A 24,072-nucleotide genomic window follows, 5' to 3' on the forward strand; every position below is an offset into this window, starting at 1 on the left:
AAGGGCGAACAGCGCCACAGAGCGCTCTGACGTAGTCTTCAGCCCTGGCACACACCTTGCTCTGCGACACAGGTGCGATTGCCTTGTGCATCACATCTCGCGACGTGCCTGCCACGTCGCGCCCGCCGGGCCACGAACCCGGCGGTGTCCTTCGGGCTTCTTGCCATCTCGTGCCTTCGATTCGACAGGCGCATCGCCGGGTGCAGTGATCCTGCCCCGGCCAATTTTCCCCTCTCGCATCTTCGTTCAGGACTTTCCTACACAGCGGTCCTGCGCCTCTCTGCATCTGCGAATCAAGCGCAACGGCGCGCCCTGCGTGGGCCTGCGAAATCGACTGCCATTCTGCGGTCATGAAACCGCGCTCAAATCTTCACGAAATCCCCTCTAAATCGGGCGCTAATGCAAAACCTCTCCTATGGTTTATGCGGGGTGGGCAGAGCAGGAAGTACTGCCCAATACATTGGATAGCAAGCTATTGACCTGAATCAGGAGTGCCCCGCCAAGACGGGCGCTAAATAGCCTCACTCTCCAACTTCCTATAGGGAGATTCTTAAATGTCGCAAGAAAGCAGCCAAAAACTAAAGCTAGGCGCTTTGACGGCTCTTGTTGTCGGCTCGATGATTGGCGGGGGCATCTTCTCTCTCCCGCAAAACATGGCCGCCAGCGCTGACGTCGGCGCGATCCTCATCGGTTGGGCCATCACCGCGGTCGGCATGCTGACCCTGGCATTCGTCTTCCAGACCCTGGCCAACCGCAAACCCCAACTCGACGGCGGTGTGTACGCCTACGCGAAGGCCGGTTTCGGTGACTACATGGGCTTCTCCTCGGCCTGGGGTTACTGGATCAGCGCCTGGCTCGGCAACGTCGGTTACTTCCTCCTGCTGTTCAGCACCCTGGGCTACTTCTTCCCGATCTTCGGCAAGGGCGACACCGTCGCGGCGATCGTCTGCGCGTCGATCCTCTTGTGGGCCCTGCACTTCCTGGTACTGCGCGGGATCAAGGAAGCGGCGTTCATCAACACCATCACCACGGTGGCGAAGATCGTCCCGCTGTTCCTGTTCATCCTGATCTGCCTGTTCGCCTTCAAACTGGACATCTTCACCGCGGACATCTGGGGCAAGAGCAATCCTGACCTGGGCAGCGTGATGAACCAGGTGCGCAACATGATGCTGGTCACCGTGTGGGTGTTCATCGGCATCGAGGGCGCGAGCATCTTCTCCTCCCGTGCGGAAAAACGTTCGGACGTCGGCAAGGCCACCGTGATCGGCTTCATCACCGTCCTGCTGCTGCTGGTACTGGTGAACGTGCTGTCCATGGGCGTGATGACCCAGCCGGAACTGGCCAAGCTGCAGAACCCGTCTATGGCACTAGTGCTGGAGCATGTGGTCGGCCACTGGGGCGCGGTCCTGATCAGCGTCGGCCTGCTCATCTCCCTGCTGGGTGCCCTGCTCTCCTGGGTACTGCTGTGCGCCGAGATCATGTTCGCTGCCGCCAAGGACCACACCATGCCGGAGTTCCTCCGCAAGGAGAACGCCAACCAGGTGCCGGCCAACGCCCTCTGGCTGACCAACATCTGCGTGCAGGTCTTCCTGGTCATCGTGTTCTTCACCTCCGGCAGCGCCGACGGTGGCATGGACCCGTACACCAAGATGCTGCTGCTGGCCACCTCGATGATCCTGATCCCGTACTTCTGGTCCGCGGCCTACGGCCTGCTGCTGGCAGTCAAGGGCGAGACCTACGAGACCGACTCGGCCGACCGCACCAAAGACCTGATCATCGCCGGTATCTCGGTTCTCTACGCGGTGTGGCTGATCTACGCAGGTGGCCTGAAGTACCTGCTGCTGTCGGCGCTGCTGTACGCGCCCGGCGTCATCCTCTTCGCCAAAGCGAAACATGAAGTGGGCCAACCCATCTTCACCAATGTCGAGAAGCTCATTTTCGCGGCTGTCGTGATCGGTGCACTGGTCGCGGCGTATGGCCTCTATGACGGCTTCCTCACTCTGTAACTCTTGGAGACATCTCATGAGCACGGAAAAAACCAAACTAGGCGTCCATTCTGAAGCTGGCAAACTACGCAAAGTGATGGTCTGCTCGCCCGGACTCGCCCATCAACGCCTGACCCCGAGCAACTGCGACGAGTTGCTGTTCGACGACGTTATCTGGGTGAACCAGGCGAAGCGCGACCACTTCGACTTCGTCACCAAGATGCGCGAACGCGGCATCGATGTTCTGGAAATGCACAACCTGCTGACCGACATCGTGGCGAACCCCGAAGCCCTCAAGTGGATCCTCGACCGCAAGCTCACCGCCGACAGCGTGGGTGTGGGCCTGACCGAAGAACTGCGTGGCTGGCTGGAAAGCCTGGAACCGCGCAAGCTGGCCGAGTTCCTGATCGGTGGCGTGACCGCTGACGACATCCCGGAAAGCGAAGGCGCCAAGGCGCTGAAGATGTATCGCGACTACCTGGGCCACTCCAGCTTCCTGCTGCCGCCGCTACCCAATACCCAGTTCACCCGTGACACCACCTGCTGGATCTACGGTGGCGTGACCCTGAACCCGATGTACTGGCCGGCGCGACGTCAGGAAACCCTGCTGACCACCGCCATCTACAAGTTCCACCCGGAATTCACCAACGCCGAATTCGAAATCTGGTACGGCGATCCGGACAAGGACCATGGTTCCTCCACCCTCGAAGGTGGCGACGTAATGCCCATAGGCAACGGTGTCGTACTGATCGGCATGGGTGAGCGCACTTCCCGCCAGGCCATCGGCCAAGTCGCTCAGAATCTGTTCGCCAAGGGCGCCTGCGAAAAAGTCATCGTCGCCGGCCTGCCGAAGTCCCGCGCCGCAATGCACCTGGACACTGTGTTCAGCTTCTGCGACCGCGACCTGGTGACTGTCTTCCCGGAAGTGGTGAAAGAGATCGTCGCCTTCACCCTGCGCCCGGACGAGATGAGCCCCTACGGCATCAACGTCCAATGCGAAGACAAGGACTTCATGACCGTCGTCGCCGAGTCCCTGGGCCTGAAGAAACTGCGCGTCGTCGAAACCGGCGGCAACAGCTTCGCCGCCGAACGCGAGCAGTGGGACGACGGCAACAACGTGGTCTGCCTGGAACCGGGCGTGGTGGTGGGTTATGACCGCAACACCTACACCAACACCCTGCTGCGCAAGGCTGGCGTGGAAGTCATCACCATCAGCGCCGGCGAACTGGGCCGGGGCCGTGGCGGCGGTCACTGCATGACCTGCCCGATCATCCGCGACCCGATCGACTATTGATCGATCGGCACCCGATAAACGCGACTACCTCAACCAGAGCGCATTGACCTCACGAGGCGGCCCTTGCCAGGGCCGCCCGCCCCGCCAGCCACGAGCTGTACTGACGAGGGCCGAGATTGGATCCCACAAGGAGAAACACCATGGCTTTCAACATGCACAACCGCAACCTGCTCAGCCTGATGCACCACAGCACCCGCGAGTTGCGCTATCTGCTCGACCTGTCCCGCGACCTGAAGCGCGCCAAGTACACCGGTACCGAGCAGCAACACCTGAAAGGCAACAACATTGCGCTGATCTTCGAAAAGACCTCGACCCGCACCCGCTGCGCCTTCGAAGTCGCCGCCTATGACCAGGGCGCCAACGTCACCTACATCGACCCGAACTCCTCGCAGATCGGCCACAAGGAATCGATGAAGGACACCGCCCGCGTACTGGGCCGCATGTACGACGCCATCGAATACCGTGGCTTCAAGCAGGAAATCGTCGAAGAACTGGCCAAGTTCGCTGGCGTACCGGTGTTCAACGGCCTGACCGACGAGTACCACCCGACCCAGATGCTGGCCGACGTGCTGACCATGCGCGAGCACAGCGACAAGCCGCTGCACGACATCAGCTACGCCTACCTGGGCGACGCCCGCAACAACATGGGTAACTCCCTGCTGCTGATCGGCGCCAAGCTCGGCATGGACGTACGGATCGCAGCTCCCAAGGAGCTCTGGCCGACCGACGAACACGTCGCCGCCTGCAAGAAGTTCGCTGAAGAAAGCGGTGCCCGCATCACCATCACCGAAGACCCGAAAGAAGCCGTCAAGGGCGTGGACTTCATCCACACCGACGTCTGGGTATCCATGGGTGAGCCGGTCGAAGCCTGGGGCGAACGCATCAACGAGCTGCTGCCCTACCAGGTCAACATGGACATGATGAAGGCCGCCGGCAACCCGCGCGTGAAGTTCATGCACTGCCTGCCCGCCTTCCACAACAGCGAGACCAAGGTCGGCAAGGAAATCGCCGCCAAGTACCCGAACCTGAAGAACGGCATCGAAGTGACCGAAGACGTCTTCGAATCCCCGTACAACATTGCCTTCGAGCAGGCGGAAAACCGCATGCACACCATCAAGGCAATCCTCGTTTCGACCCTCGCCGACATGTAATGCCGGACAGCCCCGGACCGCGACAAGGTCGCCGGTCCGGGCGCTCCCACTCTTTCGGAGGAAATGAATATGCGTATCGTCGTCGCATTGGGCGGCAATGCCCTGCTGCGTCGTGGCGAGCCCATGACTGCCGACAACCAGCGCACCAACGTACGGATCGCTGCCGAACAGATCGCCAAGGTTGCCCCCGGCAACGAGCTGGTGATCGCCCACGGCAACGGCCCGCAGGTCGGCCTGCTGGCCCTGCAGGGCGCGGCCTACGAGAAGGTCAGCCCGTACCCGCTGGACGTTCTCGGCGCCGAGACCGAAGGCATGATCGGCTACATGATCGAACAGGAAATGGGCAACCTTCTGCCGTTCGAAGTACCGTTCGCCACCCTGCTCACCCAGGTCGAGGTCGACTCCAAGGACCCGGCCTTCAAGAACCCGACCAAGCCCATCGGCCCGGTCTACTCCAAGGAAGAGGCCGAAGCCCTCGCCAAGGAGAAAGGCTGGAGCATCGCCCCGGACGGTGACAAGTTCCGCCGCGTCGTGGCCAGCCCGCGTCCGAAGCGCATCTTCGAGATCCGCCCGGTCAAGTGGCTGCTGGAGAAAGGCACCATCGTCATCTGCGCTGGCGGCGGCGGCATCCCGACCATGTACGACGAATCCGGCAAGAAACTCTCCGGCGTCGAGGCGGTGATCGACAAGGACCTCTGCTCCTCGCTGCTGGCCCAGGAGCTGTCGGCTGACATCCTGATCATCGCCACCGACGTGGACGCGGCCTACATCGACTGGGGCAAACCGACCCAGAAAGGCATCGCCCAGGCCCACCCGGACGAACTGGAACGCTTAGGCTTCGCCGCCGGCTCCATGGGTCCGAAGGTCATGGCCGCCATCGAGTTCGCCCGCGCGACCGGCAAGGACGCAGTGATCGGCTCGCTGGAAAACATCGTCGCCATCACCGAAGGCAAGTCCGGTACTCGCGTCAGCACCAAGAAAGCTGGCATCGAATACCGCTGAGTTCTGCCGCGGTAAAAAACGGGAGCCCTTCGCGGCTCCCGTTTTCATTCATGAGCCCTGCAGGATTCGCTCGGGAACTCGTCGCCTTCTTCCGACAAATCCTGGCGCGAGCGTGACTCGGCGGTCATCATCCTCGTCAGCTAAAGCATTCCGAATCACTAGAAGCCACGCCTGGCTTTGTGCCACCGGGCCGCCCCGCCATGGGCCACCGTCGTCCGGCGCGCAAGATGCACTTGCTGAAGGAGTTTCCGAGAGATGTCTCGACTACCGGTCATCGTTGGTTTTGGTGGATATAACGCGGCTGGCCGCAGTTCCTTCCACCATGGGTTCCGCCGCACCGTCCTCGAATCCATGGAGTCCGCCGCCCGCCAGGAAACCCTCGCCGGTCTCGCGGTCATGATGAAACTGGTCAAGGCCGTCGACGGCCAGTACCAGGACGCCGACGGCAACAGCCTCGACCTGGCCGCCATCGAGCAGCGCTTCGAGCAGCAGATTCGCCAGTCCACCCTGATCCGCCGCATCGAGCTGCAATACCTCGACGTCGACGCCGCGCACTGCCACAAGAGCCTGACCGTCAGCGCCGCCGGCAGCCCGGTGACCTTTACCACCCTGCGCAAGCAACTGCCCGAGCCGCTGCCGGCCAACTGGTCGGTGGAAGAACTCGAAGGCGGCGAAGTCCGCGTCACCCTGCACGACAGCTGCGAATTCAAGGTCGACAGTTACCGCGCGCTGCCGGTGAAATCCGCCGGCCAGCTGCCCACCGGCTTCGAGCCGAGTGAGCTGTACAACTCGCGCTTCCACCCGCGCGGCCTGCAGATGTCCGTGGTCGCCGCCACCGACGCGGTGCGCTCCACCGGCCTCGACTGGCAGACCATCTGCAACGCCGTCCAGCCTGACGAAATCGCCGTGTTCTCCAGCAGCATCATGAGCCAGCTGGACGAGAACGGCTTCGGCGGCCTGCTGCAGTCGCGCCTGCGCGGCCACCGCGTGTCGGCCAAGCAGCTGCCGCTGGGCTTCAACAGCATGCCCACCGACTTCATCAACGCCTACGTGCTGGGCAGCGTCGGCATGACCGGTAGCGTCACCGGCGCCTGCGCCACCTTCCTGTACAACCTGCAGAAAGGCATCGACGTCATCACCACCGGCCAGGCCCGCGTGGCCATCGTCGGCAACGCCGAAGCGCCGATCACCTCCGAGATCATCGAGGGCTACGCCGCCATGGGCGCGCTGGCCACAGAGGAAGGCCTGCGCCACATCGAAGGCCGCGACGACGTCGACTTCCGCCGCGCCAGCCGCCCGTTCGGCGACAACTGCGGCTTCTCCCTGGCCGAGTCCGCGCAGTACGTGGTGCTGATGGACGACGCCCTGGCCCTGGAGCTGGGTGCCGACATCCACGGTTCGGTGTCGGACGTGTTCATCAACGCCGACGGCTTCAAGAAGTCCATCTCCGCTCCCGGTCCGGGCAACTACCTGACCATGGCCAAGGCCGTGGCCGCCGCCGCGCAGATCGTCGGCGAGAAGAGCGTGCGCCAGCACAGCTTCGTCCACGCCCACGGTTCCAGCACCCCGGCCAACCGCGTGACCGAATCGGAAATCCTCGACCGCGTCGCCACCGCCTTCGGCATCGAGGGCTGGCCGGTCACCGCGGTGAAAGCCTTCGTCGGCCACTCCCTGGCCACCGCCAGCGCCGACCAGATGATCTCCGCCCTGGGCACCTTCCGCTACGGCGTCATCCCCGGCATCAAGACCGTCGACAAGTTCGCCGACGACGTCTTCAAGGACCACATCGCCCTGTCCAGCAGCGACGTGCGCCGCGACGACCTGGAAGTCTGCTTCATCAATTCCAAGGGCTTCGGCGGCAACAACGCCACCGGCGTGCTGCTGTCCCCGGCCATCACCGAGAAGATGCTGCGCAAGCGCCACGGCGACGCCGCCTTCGCCGACTACCAGGGCCGCCGCGAAGCCACTCGCGCTGCCGCCCGGCAGTACGACGAAGCCGCGACCCAGGGCCGTTTCGACATCATTTACAACTTCGGCAACGACATGATCGACGAGCAGGCCATCGAGATCAGCGACCGTGGCATCCAGGTCCCCGGCTTCAGCCAGACCATTGCCTACAAGAAGGATGCACGTTTCAGCGACATGCTCGACTGATCGCCGACGTTGAACGAAAAAGCCGGGCAGATGCCCGGCTTTTTCATATCCAGCTCCAGTGCAGGAACCTGAGGTCAGTACGTCCCCTGCCCCACGCCCAACTCGAGAATGCTCGCCTTGAGGTTCTCGAAGTCGTACTCGCTGAGCCCGACGTAATCCAGCACCAGCGCGCGCACGCTCTCCCACTCGTGGTCCTCGTCCTGGTTGCCCAGCACGCGGTAGGAACCGCAGATGTGCTCGGCCATCTTGAGGATCGCCAGCAGGTTCTTCAGCTGGGTATCGCGGCAGTTGTCCTCGCTGAAGATAGACAGCGCATTGTGGTGGTTGGCGATGGCCTCGCAGACGTGCTCCGGCAGGCGCCAGGAGCGCGCGGTGAAGTAGCCGACCACCGCATGATTGGTGTTCAACACGCGGTTCTCGGTGTCCACCACGCGGCGCTCGTCGCTCGCGCTGGCATAGGCCTCCTCCAGCACCGCCATGTAGTGCGGGAAGCGCTTGAGCATCAGCGGAATGCCGCAGTTGTGGAACAGCCCCAGCGCGTAAGCCTCGTCCACCGACTCATAGCCGATGCGCTTGGCCAGCGTCAGGCAGCTCATGGCCACGTCCTGGGCGGGTGTCCCAGAAGCGATTGAGGGTGACGATGGTCGCGTCGCTCATCTCGCCCTTGATCGACTGGGCGTTGATCAGGTTGATCACCGAGCGGCTGCCCAGCAGGTTCACCGCGCGCTGGATCGAGGTGATGCGATTGGCCAGGCCGAAGAACGGCGAGTTCACCAGCTTCAGCAGCGCGCCGGACAGCCCCGGGTCCTGGCTGATCAGCTTGGCGATCGCCTTCAGGTCCGGGTTGGGCATGAACTGCTCCATCTGCAGGTCAACCATGATCTGCGGCTGCGGCGGCACGCTGATACCCTGCAGGGCCTGACGGATCTGTTCGGGCGGAGAGTTCTTGAGACATGGGCGCGCTGGGAAAAGTTGACGGGGCGCACAGTTTACCCAGAGCCGGGGCTTCTGGAAGTGCTGCTTTTGATTGAACTTTCATCGGCGGCTGTGTCGGAACCTTTACACCCAAGCGGACGAAATGGGAGACAGCCACATGAGCCAGACACTCAAAGGCAAGACCATCGCCATCCTGGTCACCGACGGTTTCGAGCAGGTGGAGCTGACTGGCCCCCGCGACGCCCTGAAGGAAGCCGGTGCCAAGGTGAAGATCCTCTCCGACAGCAAGGACAAGGTACGCGGCTGGAACCACGACCAGCCGGCGGACAGTTTCAAGGTCGACGGCACCTTCGAGACCCGCCCGCATCGAACGAGTACGAACGCGTGCTGCTGCCAGGCGGGGTGATCAACGCCGACCAGATCCGCAAGCCTGCCCAAGGCCCAGGAAATCGTGCAGAAGGCCGCCGAGGCCGACAACCCATCGCGGTGATCTGCCATGGCGCCTGGTTGCTGGTCTCAGCCGGCCTGGTGAAGGGCAAGACCCTGACCAGCTGGAACTCGCTCAAGGACGACATCAACAACGCTGGCGGCCACTGGGTCGACCGACAGGTGGTCAACGATGGCGGGCTGATCAGCAGTCGCAAGCCCGACGACATCCCCGCCTTCAGCAAGCAACTGATCGAACCCTCGCCGCCTGAGAGCCGCCGATCAAAAGCCCGTGCGCCGCGCTCCGGCGGCGCACGCTGCTGCGCTATAATCCCGCTCTTTTTGCCGGAGCCCTCCCCCATGACCCTGCCCAGCCTGCGTCTGAAAGCCAACGCCGAGCGCCGCCTGCGCGCCGGCCACCTGTGGGTCTACAGCAACGAGGTGGACGTCGCCGCCACCCCGCTCGGGCGCCGGCGAACAGGCCATCCTGGAAATGGCCAACGGCAAGCCGCTGGGCATCGTCGCGATGAGCCCGAACAACCTCATCTGCGCCCGCCTGATTTCTCGCGATACCAAGCACGTTCTCGACAAATCCCTGCTGGTTCACCGCCTGAACGTCGCCCTGAGCCTGCGCGACCGCCTGTTCGACAAGCCTTTCTACCGCCTGGTCTACGGCGACTCGGACCTGCTGCCGGGCCTGGTGGTGGACCGCTTCGGCGATGTACTGGTGGTCCAGCTCGCCTCGGCGACCATGGAAAAACACCGCGACGACGTGCTTGCCGCCCTGCTGCAGGTGCTCAAGCCCAGCGCCGTGCTGTGGAAGAACGATTCCAGCGCCCGTGACGCCGAAGGCCTGGAGCGCTATGTCGCCAACGCCTACGGCGAAGTCCCGGAATGGGTCGCCCTGGAAGAGAACGGCGTGAAGTTCGAAGCCCCAGTGCTGGCCGGCCAGAACCGGCTGGTTCTACGACCACCGCATGAACCGCGCCCGCCTGCAGCCCTATGTGCAGGGCAAGCGCGTGCTCGACCTGTTCAGCTACATCGGCGGCTGGGGCATCCAGGCCGCGGCCTTCGGCGCCAGCGAAGTGATGTGCGTCGATGCCTCCGGCTTCGCCCTCGACGGCGTCGAGCGCAACGCCACGCTGAACGGCCTCGCCGAGAAAGTCGCCTGCGTGGAAGGCGACGTATTCGACGCCCTGCGCGAGCTGAAGGCCGCTGACGAGCGCTTCGACGTGATCGTTGCCGACCCGCCCGCCTTCATCAAGCGCAAGAAGGACCTGAAGAACGGCGAGGCCGCCTACCGCCGCCTCAACGAACAGGCCATGCGCCTGCTGTCCAAGGACGGCGTGCTGGTCAGTGCCTCCTGCTCCATGCACCTGCCCGAGGACGACCTGCAGAACTTCCTGCTGGGCAGCGCCCGCCACCTGGACCGCAACATCCAGTTGCTCGAGCGCGGCGGTCAGGTCCGGACCACCCGGTGCACCTGGCGATCCCGGAAACCCGCTACATCAAGAGCCTGACCGTGCGCCTGCTGCCCAACGGCTAAGGCTTCACGTCACTCCAGAAACGGGGCGTTTCCGCAGGGGAACGCCCCGTTTTTCATGCAGCAATGGGATGGCGGATAACGCCGGGGGCGTTATGCGCCCTACGGTGTGCAGCCGCGTAGGGCGCATAAAGCGGGACGCTTTATCCGCCATCCCCTCCTGCGATTACTTCATCGGCATCAACGAATCCGCCTCGCTGATCACTGCGTTGCCGGTCTTGCGCTCGAACAGGCACAGCTCGAGGCCCGGTTTGCCCTTCATGTGCTTCTGAGCATTCTTTTTCTGAGGGTATTGCCCGCCGATCATCAGCGCCGTGTAGCCCACGCTGTCATCGAACAGCACCGGCGAGCCCAGCACCTTCTTGTTCTGCAGATGACTCAGCGCCAGGCAGGCTTCGCGCTGCTGCTTGTCCTGCGCCTGCCAGGCTTCGTCGGACGAGGCCTGCACACTGCCGGCAAACAGCGCGGCGAGCAGGGCGATGCGGGTGACTTTCATGGGGTTGCTCCTTCAACGAAACGGGACGGGAAAAGCGCCAGTGGCCATTCAGACCACGCCGGGGCGGCGAAAGTCTATGCCTTGTGCCGACCGCCAGCCTTTCCCTGGCGGCAAGGGCCGGCGTAGAATCCGGGGCATTCCTGCCATTTATCCCCCGGCGGGCCTGTGAGCCCCGCCGAGCAGGCGGTGACCCCGCCAAGCCCCGCGCCGACCTCGCCCATGCAAGGCCATCTGCTGTTTGCATCCGGTGCGTACCGCGCTCACGATACGACTTAGAGTTTGCTCAAGGTCTCGCCGGCCAGCCCTACCCGCTGTACGCGCCGCGCACAGAAGACCCGGATCGACTCCCACCGTGACCTGATGCGCAGGAACCTGTCATGCCCGATTACCGCTCGAAAACCTCCACCCACGGCCGCAACATGGCCGGCGCCCGTGCCCTCTGCGCCCCCGGGGATGAAGGACGACTTCAAGAAGCCGATCATCGCCATCGCCAACTCCTTCACCCAGTTCGTGCCCGGCCACGTGCACCTGAAGGACCTGGCCAGCTGGTCGCCCGCGAGATCGAAAAACACGGCGGCGTGGCCAAGGAATTCAACACCATCGCCGTGGACGACGGCATCGCCATGGGCCATGACGGCATGCTCTATTCCCTGCCGTCGCGCGAGATCATCGCCGACTCCGTGGAATACATGGTCAACGCCCACTGCGCCGACGCCATCGTCTGCATCTCCAACTGCGACAAGATCACCCCCGGCATGCTGATGGCCGCCCTGCGCCTGAACATCCCGGTGGTGTTCGTCTCCGGCGGCCCGATGGAAGCTGGCAAGACCAAGCTGGCCAGCCACGGCCTGGACCTGGTCGACGCCATGGTCGTTGCCGCAGACGACTCCTGCTCCGACGAAAAGGTCGCCGAGTACGAGCGCAGCGCCTGCCCGACCTGCGGCTCCTGCTCCGGCATGTTCACCGCCAACTCGATGAACTGCCTGACCGAAGCCTTAGGGCTTTCCCTGCCGGGCAACGGTTCCACCCTGGCCACCCACTCCGACCGCGAGCAGCTGTTCCTGCGCGCTGGCCGCCTGGCCGTCGAACTGTGCCAGCGCTACTACGGCGAAGGCGACGAGTCCGTACTGCCGCGCAATGTCGCCAGCTTCAAGGCGTTCGAGAACGCCATGACCCTGGACATCGCCATGGGCGGTTCGACCAACACCATCCTGCACCTGCTGGCCGCCGCCCAGGAGGCGGAGATCGCCTTCGACCTGCGCGACATCGATCGCCTGTCGCGCAAGGTGCCGCAGCTGTGCAAGGTCGCGCCGAACATCCAGAAGTACCACATGGAAGACGTGCACCGCGCCGGTGGCATCTTCTCCATCCTCGGCGAGCTGGCCCGTGGCGGCCTGCTGCACACCGACGTACCGACCGTGCACAGCCCGAGCATGGCCGACGCCATCGCCGAGTGGGACATCACCCAGACCCAGGACGAGAAGGTCCACACCTTCTTCAAGGCCGGCCCCGCCGGCATCCCGACCCAGGTCGCCTTCAGCCAGAGCACCCGCTGGGACACCCTCGACGCCGACCGCGCCGAAGGCTGCATCCGCAGTGTCGAGCACGCCTACTCCCAGGAAGGCGGTCTGGCCGTTCTTTACGGCAACATCGCCCTCGATGGTTGCGTGGTGAAGACCGCTGGCGTGGACGAATCCATCCATGTGTTCGAAGGCCGCGCGAAGATCTTCGAAAGCCAGGACGGCGCCGTGAAGGGCATCCTCGCCGACGAAGTGAAGCCGGGCGACATCGTGATCATCCGCTACGAAGGCCCGAAAGGCGGCCCGGGCATGCAGGAAATGCTGTACCCGACCAGCTACCTGAAGTCCAAGGGCCTGGGCAAGGACTGCGCCCTGCTCACCGACGGCCGCTTCTCCGGCGGCACCTCGGGCCTATCCATCGGCCACGCCTCGCCGGAAGCCGCCGCAGGTGGCGCCATCGGTCTGGTACAGGACGGCGACAAGGTGCTGATCGACATCCCCAACCGCAGTATCAACCTGCTGGTCAGCGATGAAGAACTGGCCGCCCGCCGCGCCGAGCAGGACAAGAAGGGCTGGAAGCCAGCTCAGCCCCGCGCGCGCAAGGTGAGCACCGCACTGAAAGCCTACGCCCTGCTGGCCACCAGCGCCGACAAGGGCGCGGTGCGCGACAAGGCGCTGCTGGACGGTTGAGTCTGGCGGTGACATGAAAAAGCCCGGCGAATGCCGGGCTTTTTTATTGATGTGGCCTGAAGGCTTATGACTTGGTTGCAGGCACCTTCGGGCAATCACCCGAACCCGGCTTGAGCCCACGATCCGCATTGCAGATGGATCCCTTCTCTTCCCAAGCGACCGAGCTCTCTCCCGTTGCCTTGGTAGGAGTCAGCTCAATCTTGAGCGCATTCCCATCCGCATCAGTGGCCGCAGTCGTAGCCTTAATCACGCCCTTCTCGACGGCATAGTCGCCAGTGATGTTGGACGTCGCAGCAAAGTTTTCCGGTATCCCGTAATCACCCGCCTTGCAATCATCTGCCTTGCCCGTTTCAGAGATACAAAGGCTCACAGCGGTTTTGACGGCGGACAGCTCTGCCTTGGCTGCCGCAGCTCTTGAGCGCGACGAATAGTCCGAATACATGGGAATGGAGACCGAAGCCAGAATCCCGATGATCGCCACCACGATCATCAGCTCGATCAGGGTGAAGCCTTGTTGTTTACCCATCGTCGTATCCCTCTGGATAGAGCCGGACGCCCGAATGGCTCCGGATGCATTCCAGTGAAGCCACGCCAGCGGGCCGACACACTCAGACGCTTCCGCGCACCCTGTTGAAATTTCGGCAGTTTTTTCCACGCCGAAAGCCTTCGGAGTGCCACCGCACTATGACGCCGTAGGAACCCAGGCTTCCCCATTCATCCCAACTTGCCTCATGGCACTGTGCGATCCCGCCGTGGGCCAGTAAAATCGCGCTCTTTTTTTCCCGGACCGCCGCCCATGAGCTCCCTCGAGAATCCGTCCGCCGCCAAGGACCAGCCCGATCTGGTCTACGGCCTGGAAGACCGCCCCGCCCTGCCCATCGCATGGCTTGCGGCACTGCAGCACCTGCTGGCGATCATCGTGCCCATCGTCACCCCCGGCCTGCTGATCTGCCAGGCGCTGGGCGTGTCGCCGCGCGACACCAACCTGATCGTGTCGATGTCGCTGGTGATCTCCGGCATCGCCACCTTCGTCCAGTGCAAGCGCTTCGGGCCATTCGGCGCGGGCCTGCTGATCGTCCAGGGCACCAGCTTCAACTTCGTCGGCCCGCTGATCGCCGGCGGCGCGCTGATGGTGAAGAACGGCACCCCGGTGGAAGCGGTGATGGCGGCGATCTTCGGCGTGGTCATGGCCGGCTCCTTCGTGGAGATGGGCGTGTCGCGCATCCTGCCCTTCGTGAAGCGCCTGATCACTCCGCTGGTCACCGGCATCGTGGTGCTGATGATCGGCCTGACCCTGATCAAGGTCGGACTGATCAGCATGGGCGGCGGCTTCTCCGCCATGTCCAACGGCACCTTCGCCAACGGCGAGAACCTGATGCTGTCGGGCCTGGTGCTGGCGATCATCGTCATCCTCAACCGCATCCCGGTGGTGTGGATGCGCAGCGGCGCCATCGTCATCGCCCTGGCCGTGGGCTACGCGCTGGCCGGCTACCTGGGCCGCCTGGACTTCACCGGCATGCACGAGGCGCCGGCCTTCCAGGTCCCGGTGCCGCTGCACTTCGGCCTGGGCTTCTCCTGGAGCCTGTTCATCCCGATGCTGGTGATCTACCTGGTGACCTCGCTGGAAGCCATCGGTGACGTCACCGCCACCAGCAAGATTTCCAAGCAGCCGGTCGAAGGCCCGCTGTGGATGCAGCGCATCAAGGGCGGCGTACTGGTGAACGGCGCCAACTCGCTGCTGGCCGGCCTGTTCAACACCTTCCCAAGCTCCGTGTTCGCGCAGAACAACGGTGTGATCCAGCTGACCGGCGTCGCCAGCCGCCACGTCGGCCTGTGGATTGCCGCGATGCTCATCGTGCTGGGCCTGTTCCCCAGCGTCGCCGGGGTGATCCAGGCCGTGCCCGAGCCGGTGCTCGGCGGCGCGGTGATGGTGATGTTCGGCGCGGTCGCCGCTTCCGGCATCAACATCCTCGCCGGCACCCACCTGGACCGCCGCGCGCTGCTGATCATCGCCGTCAGCCTGGCGCTGGGCCTGGGCATCTCCCAGGTGCCGGAGTTCCTCGCGCACATGCCCCACGCGATCCGCAACGTGCTGGAATCCGGCGTAGCCACCGGCGGCATCTGCGCCCTGCTGCTCAACTGGTTCCTGCCCGAGTCCGACGCCGCCAAGGCCTCGCACAACGGCTGAACCGCCACGACGCCACCTTCGGGTGGCGTCGTCGTTTATGCTTCCCGGATGACCACTTCCCTGCGCATCGGCGTCATCGCCGACACCCACGGTCTGCTGCGCCCCGAAGCGCTGGCGGCGCTGCAAGGCTGCGGGCGTATCCTGCACCTGGGCGACATCGGCCCCGCCTCATTGCTCGACCAGCTGCGCGCCCTGGCGCCGCTGGACGTGGTGCGCGGCAACAACGACACCGACGACTGGGCCGCCGCGCTGCCGGAAACGCTGCTGCTGGAACTGGGCGGACGGCGGCTCTACCTGATCCACGACCTCAAGCAGTTGGCCATCGATCCGTCGGCCGAAGGCATCGATGTCGTGCTGGCGGGCCATTCGCACAAACCGCTGAACGAGGCGCGCGATGGGGTGCTGTACCTGAATCCGGGCAGCGCTGGACCGCGGAGGTTCAAGTTGCCGATTGCCTTGGCGATTCTGGAGATCGCCGAAGGGCAGCCAAGGGTGGAGATGGTCACGCTCGTCTAAGAGCATTCGCGAGGCCGAAAACGGCATTCCCCACATCCAAGTGAGTCACAAGCTCGCTCCCACAGGTAAATTCAGCGCTCATGCTTGCCCTCACCCCAGCCCTCTCCCGGAGGGAAAGGGCTGGGGTGAGGGGGCGTCAGCCATGCCGATTTCGCAAATGGACGATGGGCTTATGGTTCGAGCAACTGCGAAGCCAACTGCGCCACCGCCTCCTGCCGCTCGGTCTTCTCGCTGCGCAAGCGACCGTTGAGGCCGGACCACTCCGGATGCGCACGCGCCTTGCGCAACGCCTCGGGCAGCTTGCCCTCGCGCCACTGCCTGTCTTCGGGCGACTGCACCTGGATCGCCTCCACCGCCGCATGCCCGCGCGTCTGCAGGGCCGCCAGCAGTTGCCGCTGCCGCAGCGCCAGCAGACGCAGCACGCTGTCGTCCACCGACAGTTCGCGGCTGCCCTTGAGCTTGCCCAGCAGGCGCTGGCCGTAATGGCCGACGGTCTGCCAGGCGCCGCCGGCGATGGCGCCCAGCGCGGTGGCCGCGCCGAGGGTCAGGCCGCCCACCAGCAGGTCGATCCCCGCCCCTGCCGCCGCACCGGCCGCAACGCCACCACCGAGGCGAATGCCCAGTTGGCGGAGGGTTTCCGGGTTGAACAGGTCATCGCCCCAGCGTCCGTCCAGCAACGGCAGGTCGGCGGCGCGGGCGTCGTCCTTGCGGAAGGCGTAGAGGCTGAGCAGCGCCTTCACGCAGATATCTTCGCGCTTGCGCACCTGATTGCGCAGCGTCTCGGTGGCTGCTCGAACAGCACTGTCGCCAGCGGGCACCAGTTGGCGGCAAGCGGCGACATCCACCAGCAGCTCGGCGATCAGCCGCGCCCCGGCCTCGCGGCGGGCGACGGCCTGGGCCTCGTGATCTGCGACCAGTCGATCCAGCTGCGGGCGCGCACGCTCCAGCAGCAGCGCCAGGCTTTCGTACAGGCGGCGCTCACCATCCAGCGGCGGCGCCACACTATCGAAACGCACCAGCGCATGCAGGCCGAGACGGGAAAGCGCCTCGCGCCACTGCTCCTCGCGGTGCTGTGGGCTGGCGACGAAGTTGAGTACCGGCAGCAACGGCCGCGCGCAGGCGGCGAGCACTGCCAGTTCGTCGCGGTACTTGGCCAGCACCGGTTCGCGGGCGTCGATCACGTAGAGGCCGGCGTCGGAGGCGAGCAATTGGCGCAGCACCTTGGCTTCCTGCTCGAAACGCCCGCGGGCTTCGCTGCCGTCGAGGAAGCGCCGTAGCTTCTCCGGGCCGTCCAGGCGCTCGCCGGGGCGCTCCAGCCCATCGAGGAAGTCGCGCAGGGCGATGGCATCTTCCAGGCCCGGCGTGTCGTACAGCTCCAGCAGCGGCTCGCCGTCCACCGACAGCCGCGCGCCTTCCACATGCCGCGTGGTGCTGGGGCGATGGGATACCTCGCCGAAGCCCACGTCACGGGTCAGGGTACGCAGCAGGGAGGTCTTGCCGACGTTGGTGTGGCCGACCACGGCCAGTTTCAGCGCATCAGTCATGCCCGGTCTCCAGCCAGCCCAGCGGCGATGCCGAGGTGTGCGGCAGTTGCAGGCGCTCGACGCCGGCGTGCCAGTCGCCCAGGCGCTCGGCGTCCAGCGCTTCGCCCGTCGGTGCCTGCAACAGCCAGACGCGGGTGGCGGCGGCGCAGCGCGAGAGTTCGGCGATCAGCGCCAGGGTGCCGCGATCCGGCGAGCGACGCGGGTCGCAGGCGATCACCAGGCGCGCCGGCGGGTAGCGGGTGAGTTGTTCCAGCAGTCGGCGACGCTGGGCACCGTCGTCGAGGTCGCCGGCATTGGCGATGCCTTCGGCCAGCTTCGGCGGCCAGTTGGGCCGGTCGAGCAGTTCGATGGACACCAGCACGGCGCCGTCGGCGGTGGTCGCCGGGGCCTGCGCCTGCGGCTCAATCAGTTCGTCCGGCGCGGCATCGCTGACGCCCAGCCGCTCGCTGGCCGGCATCAAACGCTCGCGCAGCAGGGCGTAGCCGGGCAGCGAGACATCCAGCGCCAGCTGCGCACGCCCGCGCTTCCAGCGCCACAGGCAGAGCAGCCACAACGCACCGCGCAGCAGCACGCCGTACACCAGCAGGATGCCCACCAGCCAGCCGGCCCAGGCGTGGCGCGCGTTTTCGCTGGCCACCAGGGCATCGCCGCTGGCGCGCACCAGCTCCGAGTCCGGCTGCGGGAAGCCGAGCAGCGACGGCAGCGCGCCGAGGCCGTGGGTGAGGGCGATGAAGGTATCGCCGGCGAGGATGGTGGTCTCCCAGACGAAGCCGTAGCGCCGCGTCGCCAGCAACGCCAGCATCACGCCCAGCGCGCTGCCCAGCGCCACCAGCCAGAGGCCATGAACCAGCAGGCCGAGCGCCCAGCGCGTGAGCTTCTGCCGGTCCAGCAGCACCAGCAGCGCGGGCGCCAATTGCGCAGCATGGGCGTCGCGGGCGAACTTGCCACTCAACCACAACCACAGGCGGCCGAGCGCACCGGCGGCCTCACCGCCAGCGAAGAAGGCCAGGGTCCAGCCGATCAGGGTAATCAGGTGCAGGCCGAGCAGGCTGGCCAGGGCCCAGAACACGTTGACCGGGCGCAGGCCGTCGCCGAGGGCGGCGAAGGCCAGCCCGCCGCCGGTGAACAGCGCCAGCGCCAGCAGCAGGTACAGCGCCAGGCGCGAGCCTTGCACCCAGGTGCGCAGGGCGGCGCGCTGACCATCGCGTTCGGCGAGCAGCAGCGCGCGGTGTTGCAGGCGGCGGACGAGGTCGCCGCCGCTGACGATGGCGCGGCGGTTGGCTTCGCTGTCTTCCAGCGGGCCGACCTGCTCCTCGCGCAGACGCACGGCCTCGCACAGCCACAGGGATTCGAGGGCGGAAGCGGGGGTTTCGCTCACGGGGTCTCCGACAATCGGTACTCGGCACCAAGGATAACCGCTGCTCGCCGCCGCGTCCCGGCACCGCCGGTAACACCCGGTGGCGTCAACCAAACCAAGGGGGGGCTCTCGCCGTGCCCGGCCAGCCTCACACTCGGAAAAAACAACAAGAATGAGGCCTCGCCATGCTGCGCTCGATGCTCAGTGCCTTGCCCCTGCTGCTGGCCGCCGCCACCGCGGTTGCCGTGGAAACACCGCCGGTGCGCCCCTCCGACTGGGGCCCGGACACCCCGCTGATGCAGGCGGTGCCGCCGCGCGTGCTGGACGCCAACGTCAGCGCCCGGCAGTCCGACAGCAACACCTCGCAACTGTGGATCAGCCACACCGACTTCCGCCTGCACGACGACATCGGCTTCTTCATCCGCAAGATGCTGATCCAGATGAGCCCGGTGGCGGGCGCCGGCACGCCGCTGATGCTCGACGACCCGAAGTCCATGGTCGCGCGCATCCAGGCCGGGGACATCTTCGTCGCTGACGCCACCCTCGCCAGCCTGCTCAACGAGGAGCTGCGCAACGCCAACGCGCCGGTGCGCAACCTCAAGCTCAGCACCCGCGCCGACGGCCAGGAAGTCCACGGCGAGCTGCTGCGCAAGGGCCGCTGGCGGCCGCTGCGGATGGTCACCGGGATCGAGCAGGCCGGGCCGCTGAAGGTGGCGCTGGTGCCGCAGCGAATCTTCGTCGACGGGGTGGACGTCACACCGTCGCTGACCGCTGCTTCCATCGAGATGTCCGAGGTGCTGCAACTGCACACCGCGCACATGCAGCTGATCGGCAACCGCATCCTGGTCGACCTCGACGGCCTGTTCCCGCCGCCGCGCCTGGACTTCACCGTCAGCCACCTGAAGCTCGCCGACGGCGGCATGGACCTGCTGCTGGGCAGCGACCTGGCCGAGCTCAAGTGGCCACAGCTCAAGGCGCCGCAGAGCTACATGTTCATCGAGGGCGGCGACATCAAGATGGCGCGGACCATCCTGGTGAAGGCCTACGCGCTCTTCACCAGCCTCAGCCCGGACGCGCCACTGCTGTTCAACCTCTACGACTACCGCCGCCAGCTGCAGTACGGCGAAATCCGCCTGCGCGAAGACGGCATGGTGCACATCGCCGTCTCGCCGGTTAAGGCGCCGGCCCCGGAGGAGAAAGCCCTATGAGAACCCTCCTTGCTTCCCTTCTTTGCCTCACGCTGGCCGGCCAGGCCGCGGCCGAGAGCGCCATCGACAAGCAACAGCGCGAACTGGGCGTGCTGCGCCAGGGCTGGTTCCAGCAGACGCCGCCGGCGGCGGACTTCAAGGCCAGCCGGCCGGGCGGCCTGCGCGATTCCGGCCAGGACGGCGTGGGCATCCTGCTCAACAAAGTGGACATGTACTTCCAGGGCGACATCGGCTTCCACAGCCCGCTGCTCAAGGGCTGGCTGGTGCCGCTCAGGGCCGGCGAGCCGATCGACTTCGACCGCCCGCAGGACATGCGCATCAACGTTTCCGAGGGCGAGGTGATCCTCAGCCCCGAACAGCTCGGCAACCTGTTCAACCAGCACATCCTTGCCTACCCGGAAACCATGCTGCGCGACTTCAAGCTGAGCATCGAAGGCGACCGCCTGCTGGTCTCCGGCGAAGTGCAGCCGCTGGGCGTCGGCCCCTGGCTGCCGCTGCGGCTCTCCGGCACGGTGAAGCTCGACGGCGACAACCTCGACTACCAGCCCGACAGCGTGAAGGTGCTCGGCGTGCCCAGCTACGGCGCCATGAGCCTGGTAGGCCTGCGCCTGGATTCGCTGGTGACCCTGGAGCGACCCGGCGCGGTGCTGCAGGACAACGTGATGCACCTGAACTACCACCAGGTCTTCCCGCTGGTGGGCATCGACGGCCGCGTCGAGTCCACCTGGCTGGACGCCAAGGGCCTGCACCTGAAATTCGCGCCCAGAGACGGCGCCGCCTCGCTGGCCTTCGAGCCTCCGCGCCAGGCCGGGCAGTCCTACATCTGGCTGCAGTCGGGCGACCTGAAGATCTTCGAAATCCTCATCACCTACTCGCAGGTGCTGCTCAAGGCCGAGCGCCCGGACCAGACCCTGGCCTTCAACCTCAAGGACTATCGCAAGGTGCTGGCCACCGGCATCACCCAGGTCAACGAGGACGGCACCTTCTTCATGCGCGTTCCGCCACCCGCCGGCCCCGCCGACGGCGAGCGGCTGGTATCCTCTGGCAACGGGAGTTCCCGCTGATGTTCACCACTGGAGTCGAGATGACCCAAGCACTGCCCCTGGCGATGATCGCCGCCCTTGCCGAGAACCGCGTGATCGGCGTCGACAACCGCCTGCCCTGGCACCTGCCGCAGGACCTCAAGCACTTCAAGGCCATGACCCTGGGCAAGCCGGTGATCATGGGCCGCAAGACCTGGGATTCGCTCGGCCGCCCACTGCCGGGCCGCCTGAACATCGTGGTCACCCGCCAGGCGGGCCTGACGCTCGAAGGCGCGGAAGTCTTCACCAGCCTCGACGCAGCCCTGGAGCGCGCCGAGCAATGGGCCAAGGAAGAGGAAGCCGACGAGCTGATGCTGATCGGCGGTGCGCAACTCTACGGTGAAGCCCTGGGCCGCGCCGAACGCCTCTACCTGACTCGCGTGGGCCTGAGCCCGGCGGGCGACGCGCACTTCCCCGAAGTGAACGAAAGCCAGTGGCACCTGGCGTCGAGCATCGAGCACGACGCGGAAGGCGAGACGCCGGCCTATGCGTTCGAGGTTTGGGAGCGGGCCTGATAGCCCTGCGTATCCGGAGCCCCTCACCCCAGCCCTCTCCCAGAGGGAGAGGGAGCCGTATGTGCCGAGATGAATCCTGCTCTCCCTGATCGACCGGCTGACGCCTGACTCCCAGAGCGCTCCGAACGGTCCCCTCTCCCTCAGGAGCGGGGCGCGCAGCCAGGGTTAGGGTGAGGGAACACCCAGCTCCGAACTACCAAAAGAAAACGCCGCCCCGATCACCCAGCGCGGCGTTTTTCATAGGGCGCTCTTTTGCGAAATCTCCGCTCACACTCCCAAGCCTTGACCCTGTAGCAACTACAGGCTGCCCAATGACTCCACCCCACGACGGGAAACTGGAGGTACATCATGGGTTGGCTCGAACGTTTGATGATGGGCGGTCACCACGGCCGCGGCGGTTATGGCGGGCACGGTGGCGGTTACGGCGCACCGGGCTATCCGCCGGCACCCGCACCACCACCGACAGCCAATGCGGCTCCCACCCAGCCCTGCCCGCAGTGCAGCGCGCAGAACCCGCAGGACAGTCGCTTCTGCAACAACTGCGGCGGGTCGCTACAGGCCACGCCATGCAAGGGCTGCGGCGCCGCTGTCGCGCCTCAGGCACGCTTCTGTGCGCAGTGCGGCCAGGAGCGCGGCAGCTGACGGGCCCGCGGCAAAACCTCGGGCCCTGGGCTCAGAAGGCGAAATGCTCCGCGTCCAGCGCCATCAGGCAATCCGCACCTCCCAGCAGCGCCTCGCGGTGCATGCTGGCGCGCGGCAGGATGCGCTTGACGTAGAACTCGGCGCTGGCGAGCTTGGCGCGGTAGAAGTCCGCATCGCCCTCGCCGGCCGCCAGCTTCGCCTGGGCCACGCCAGCGGCCTGCAGCCACAGGCCCGCCAGCAGCACATAGGAGCAGTACTGCAGGAAGTCCACCGAGGTGGCGCCGATTTCCTGCGGGTCGCGCTGGCAGGCGGCGATCACTTCGCTGGTGAGGCTGCGCCATTCCAGCAGGCGTTGGCGGACAGTTTCAGCCAAGCCGGCAAGCTCGGAGTGGGCACCTGCGGTCTCGCAGACCGCCGCCAGTTCGCCCATCAGCGCATTCAACTCCGTACCGCCGTCGCCCAGCAGCTTGCGACGGATCAGGTCGAGCGCCTGGATGCCGTTGGTGCCTTCGTAGATCTGAGTGATGCGGCTGTCGCGCATCAGCTGCTCCATGCCCCACTCGCGAATGTAGCCGTGACCGCCGTAGACCTGCACGCCGAGGCTGGAAACCTCCTGGCCGACGTCGGTGAAGAACGACTTCACGATGGGGATCAGCAATGCGGCGCGCTTGCCCGCGGCCTTGCGGCCGTCCGCCTCGGGATGGCCGTGCTCCAGGTCCAGCTCCCGTGCGCAGAGCGCCGACACCATCCGGCAGCCCTCGGTCAGGGTCTTCTGGGTCAGCAGCATGCGCCGCACGTCCGGGTGGACGATGATCGGGTCGGCGGCTTTCGACGGCTGGGCCGCGCCGGTCAGCGCGCGCGATTGCAGGCGCTCGCGGGCGTAGGCCAGCGCGCCCTGGCAGGAGCGCTCGGCGATACCCAGTCCCTGCAGGCCGACCTGGAAGCGCGCGTCGTTCATCATGGTGAACATGCAGGCCAGCCCCTGGTTGGCCTGGCCGATCAGCCAGCCGGTGGCGCCGTCGAAGTTCATCACGCAGGTGGACGCGCCCTTGATGCCCATCTTGTGCTCGATGGCACCGCAGCTCAGGGCGTTGCGCGCGCCCGGCGTGCCGTCGGGGTTGGCGATGAACTTGGGCACGAGGAACAGGCTGATGCCCTTCACCCCGGCCGGCGCATCCGGCAGGCGCGCCAGCACCAGGTGGACGATGTTCTCCGACAGGTCCTGTTCGCCGCCGCTGATGAAGATCTTGCTGCCGCTGACGCTGTAGGAGCCGTCAGCCTGCGGCTCGGCGCGGGTGCGCAGCAGCGCGAGGTCGGTACCGGCCTGCGGCTCGGTGAGGCACATGGTGCCGGTCCACACGCCACTGACCATCTTCGCCAGGTAGTCGCGCTGAAGCTCCGGCGCGCCGTGCTTGTACAGCGCCAGCACCGCGCCCTCGGTCAGCCCGGAATAGACGCGGAAGGACAGCGAGGCAGCCATCAGCATCTCGTGGAAGCTGGCCGAAACCATCTGCGGGAAGCCCTGGCCGCCGAACTCGGTCGGCCCGGTCATGCTCGCCCAGCCGTTGTCGCAGTACTGCTTGTACGCCTCGCGGAAACCGTCGGGGGTAGTGACTTCACCGTTCAGCAGGGTCGCGCCCTGCTCGTCGCTGTTGCGGTTCAACGGTGCAACCACCTCGCCGGTGTAACGCGCACCTTCTTCCAGCACGCCGTCGATCAGCTCGCGGTCGAGGCCGTTGCCCAGCAGCTCGCAGTGCGCGCTGACGTCGAACAGTTCGTGGAGGACGAAGCGCATGTCGCGCAAGGGTGCCTGGTAACTCATG

17 protein-coding genes and 3 pseudogenes are annotated in these 24,072 nt (G+C 65.6%); 14 read left to right on the plus strand and 6 right to left on the minus strand.

What is annotated here, in order from left to right; genetic code table 11:
- Positions 1-554: 554 nt before the first annotated feature.
- The 5 genes from arcD (at position 555) to LDJ84_RS28070 (ending at position 7,586) form a co-directional block, all read left to right on the plus strand.
- Positions 555-2,006, plus strand: a complete 1,452-nt coding sequence (arcD, locus tag LDJ84_RS28050) for an arginine-ornithine antiporter (protein ID WP_169887095.1) — start codon at positions 555-557, stop codon at positions 2,004-2,006.
- 16 nt (positions 2,007-2,022) lie between these two features.
- Positions 2,023-3,279, plus strand: coding sequence for an arginine deiminase (gene arcA / locus LDJ84_RS28055; protein ID WP_169887094.1), 1,257 nt, complete (start codon positions 2,023-2,025; stop codon positions 3,277-3,279).
- A gap of 140 nt (positions 3,280-3,419) precedes the next feature.
- Positions 3,420-4,430 (plus strand): ornithine carbamoyltransferase, encoded by a 1,011-nt coding sequence (locus LDJ84_RS28060; protein ID WP_065086518.1) that lies wholly within the window; start codon positions 3,420-3,422, stop codon positions 4,428-4,430.
- A 69-nt stretch (positions 4,431-4,499) separates the two neighbouring features.
- Positions 4,500-5,432, plus strand: a complete 933-nt coding sequence (gene arcC / locus LDJ84_RS28065) for a carbamate kinase (protein WP_065086519.1) — start codon at positions 4,500-4,502, stop codon at positions 5,430-5,432.
- Positions 5,433-5,687: 255 nt separating this feature from the next.
- The gene (locus tag LDJ84_RS28070) at positions 5,688-7,586 is read left to right on the plus strand and encodes a beta-ketoacyl synthase (protein WP_065086520.1); all 1,899 of its coding nucleotides are present in this window, start codon (positions 5,688-5,690) and stop codon (positions 7,584-7,586) included.
- Between the two features lie 74 nt (positions 7,587-7,660).
- Here the strand turns inward: LDJ84_RS28070 and LDJ84_RS28075 are convergent.
- Positions 7,661-8,486: pseudogene (locus LDJ84_RS28075) on the minus strand (HDOD domain-containing protein).
- Positions 8,487-8,679: 193 nt separating this feature from the next.
- Here LDJ84_RS28075 and LDJ84_RS28080 point away from each other — a divergent pair.
- Positions 8,680-9,206, plus strand: a pseudogene (locus LDJ84_RS28080) (type 1 glutamine amidotransferase domain-containing protein); the annotation flags it as partial.
- A gap of 102 nt (positions 9,207-9,308) precedes the next feature.
- Positions 9,309-10,494, plus strand: a pseudogene (locus tag LDJ84_RS28085) (class I SAM-dependent rRNA methyltransferase).
- Between the two features lie 163 nt (positions 10,495-10,657).
- On the opposite strand, the gene LDJ84_RS28090 reads toward LDJ84_RS28085, so the two are convergent.
- Positions 10,658-10,987, minus strand: a complete 330-nt coding sequence (locus tag LDJ84_RS28090; protein ID WP_065086524.1) for a hypothetical protein — start codon at positions 10,985-10,987, stop codon at positions 10,658-10,660.
- Between the two features lie 377 nt (positions 10,988-11,364).
- On the opposite strand from LDJ84_RS28090, the gene ilvD reads away from it, so the two are divergent.
- Entirely contained in the window at positions 11,365-13,197 is a 1,833-nt protein-coding gene (ilvD, locus tag LDJ84_RS28095; RefSeq protein WP_226045627.1) for a dihydroxy-acid dehydratase, read from the plus strand.
- 64 nt (positions 13,198-13,261) lie between these two features.
- On the opposite strand, the gene LDJ84_RS28100 is transcribed toward ilvD, so the two are convergent.
- Positions 13,262-13,723 (minus strand): pilin, encoded by a 462-nt coding sequence (locus LDJ84_RS28100; protein ID WP_065086526.1) that lies wholly within the window; start codon positions 13,721-13,723, stop codon positions 13,262-13,264.
- 270 nt (positions 13,724-13,993) lie between these two features.
- Here LDJ84_RS28100 and LDJ84_RS28110 point away from each other — a divergent pair, with 270 nt between their 5' ends.
- Positions 13,994-15,385, plus strand: a complete 1,392-nt coding sequence (locus LDJ84_RS28110) for a uracil-xanthine permease family protein (protein WP_065086527.1) — start codon at positions 13,994-13,996, stop codon at positions 15,383-15,385.
- A 48-nt stretch (positions 15,386-15,433) separates the two neighbouring features.
- Positions 15,434-15,901: a metallophosphoesterase family protein gene (locus LDJ84_RS28115; protein WP_141678567.1), complete on the plus strand. Its 468-nt coding sequence runs from the start codon at positions 15,434-15,436 to the stop codon at positions 15,899-15,901.
- A 170-nt stretch (positions 15,902-16,071) separates the two neighbouring features.
- Here the strand turns inward: LDJ84_RS28115 and LDJ84_RS28120 are convergent, their stop codons facing one another.
- Positions 16,072-17,445 carry a GTPase/DUF3482 domain-containing protein gene (locus LDJ84_RS28120; RefSeq protein ID WP_065086528.1) on the minus strand — a complete coding sequence of 458 codons (1,374 nt, stop codon included), beginning with the start codon at positions 17,443-17,445 and terminating at the stop codon, positions 16,072-16,074.
- Positions 17,438-18,823, minus strand: coding sequence for a DUF2868 domain-containing protein (locus LDJ84_RS28125; protein ID WP_065086529.1), 1,386 nt, complete (start codon positions 18,821-18,823; stop codon positions 17,438-17,440). Before LDJ84_RS28125 ends, LDJ84_RS28120 begins: the two co-directional genes overlap by 8 nt.
- Positions 18,824-18,987: 164 nt before the next feature.
- Here LDJ84_RS28125 and LDJ84_RS28130 point away from each other — a divergent pair, with 164 nt between their 5' ends.
- The 4 genes from LDJ84_RS28130 to LDJ84_RS28145 all read left to right on the plus strand — a co-directional run bounded on the left by LDJ84_RS28130 (position 18,988) and on the right by LDJ84_RS28145 (position 22,249).
- A complete protein-coding gene (locus LDJ84_RS28130) occupies positions 18,988-20,010 on the plus strand; it encodes a hypothetical protein (RefSeq protein WP_065086530.1) in 1,023 nt (340 codons plus the stop codon).
- Positions 20,007-21,074 (plus strand): hypothetical protein, encoded by a 1,068-nt coding sequence (locus LDJ84_RS28135; protein WP_065086531.1) that lies wholly within the window; start codon positions 20,007-20,009, stop codon positions 21,072-21,074. The genes LDJ84_RS28130 and LDJ84_RS28135 overlap by 4 nt, the downstream gene beginning before the upstream one ends.
- Before the next feature lie 20 nt (positions 21,075-21,094).
- Positions 21,095-21,607 carry a dihydrofolate reductase gene (locus LDJ84_RS28140; protein WP_065086563.1) on the plus strand — a complete coding sequence of 171 codons (513 nt, stop codon included), beginning with the start codon at positions 21,095-21,097 and terminating at the stop codon, positions 21,605-21,607.
- 348 nt (positions 21,608-21,955) lie between these two features.
- Complete coding sequence (locus tag LDJ84_RS28145) at positions 21,956-22,249, plus strand: double zinc ribbon domain-containing protein (protein ID WP_065327972.1); 294 nt, start codon at positions 21,956-21,958, stop codon at positions 22,247-22,249.
- Positions 22,250-22,280: 31 nt separating this feature from the next.
- Here LDJ84_RS28145 and LDJ84_RS28150 read toward each other — a convergent pair whose 3' ends face one another.
- Positions 22,281-24,071, minus strand: a complete 1,791-nt coding sequence (locus tag LDJ84_RS28150; RefSeq protein WP_065086532.1) for an acyl-CoA dehydrogenase C-terminal domain-containing protein — start codon at positions 24,069-24,071, stop codon at positions 22,281-22,283.
- Position 24,072: the final 1 nt, after the last annotated feature.

It is taken from the genome of Pseudomonas sp. HS-18 (assembly GCF_020401845.1).
Classification (GTDB): Bacteria; Pseudomonadota; Gammaproteobacteria; order Pseudomonadales; family Pseudomonadaceae; genus Pseudomonas; species Pseudomonas nitroreducens.

Coding starts and splice junctions, on each gene's coding strand:
- arcD (WP_169887095.1), top strand. CDS start 555: ATGTCGCAAGAAAGCAGCCAAAAACTAAAGCTAGGCGCTTTGACGGCT.
- arcA (WP_169887094.1), top strand. CDS start 2,023: ATGAGCACGGAAAAAACCAAACTAGGCGTCCATTCTGAAGCTGGCAAA.
- LDJ84_RS28060 (WP_065086518.1), top strand. CDS start 3,420: ATGGCTTTCAACATGCACAACCGCAACCTGCTCAGCCTGATGCACCAC.
- arcC (WP_065086519.1), top strand. CDS start 4,500: ATGCGTATCGTCGTCGCATTGGGCGGCAATGCCCTGCTGCGTCGTGGC.
- LDJ84_RS28070 (WP_065086520.1), top strand. CDS start 5,688: ATGTCTCGACTACCGGTCATCGTTGGTTTTGGTGGATATAACGCGGCT.
- LDJ84_RS28090 (WP_065086524.1), bottom strand. CDS start 10,987: ATGAAAGTCACCCGCATCGCCCTGCTCGCCGCGCTGTTTGCCGGCAGT.
- ilvD (WP_226045627.1), top strand. CDS start 11,365: ATGCCCGATTACCGCTCGAAAACCTCCACCCACGGCCGCAACATGGCC.
- LDJ84_RS28100 (WP_065086526.1), bottom strand. CDS start 13,723: ATGGGTAAACAACAAGGCTTCACCCTGATCGAGCTGATGATCGTGGTG.
- LDJ84_RS28110 (WP_065086527.1), top strand. CDS start 13,994: ATGAGCTCCCTCGAGAATCCGTCCGCCGCCAAGGACCAGCCCGATCTG.
- LDJ84_RS28115 (WP_141678567.1), top strand. CDS start 15,434: ATGACCACTTCCCTGCGCATCGGCGTCATCGCCGACACCCACGGTCTG.
- LDJ84_RS28120 (WP_065086528.1), bottom strand. CDS start 17,445: ATGACTGATGCGCTGAAACTGGCCGTGGTCGGCCACACCAACGTCGGC.
- LDJ84_RS28130 (WP_065086530.1), top strand. CDS start 18,988: ATGCTGCGCTCGATGCTCAGTGCCTTGCCCCTGCTGCTGGCCGCCGCC.
- LDJ84_RS28135 (WP_065086531.1), top strand. CDS start 20,007: ATGAGAACCCTCCTTGCTTCCCTTCTTTGCCTCACGCTGGCCGGCCAG.
- LDJ84_RS28140 (WP_065086563.1), top strand. CDS start 21,095: ATGACCCAAGCACTGCCCCTGGCGATGATCGCCGCCCTTGCCGAGAAC.
- LDJ84_RS28145 (WP_065327972.1), top strand. CDS start 21,956: ATGGGTTGGCTCGAACGTTTGATGATGGGCGGTCACCACGGCCGCGGC.
- LDJ84_RS28150 (WP_065086532.1), bottom strand. CDS start 24,071: ATGAGTTACCAGGCACCCTTGCGCGACATGCGCTTCGTCCTCCACGAA.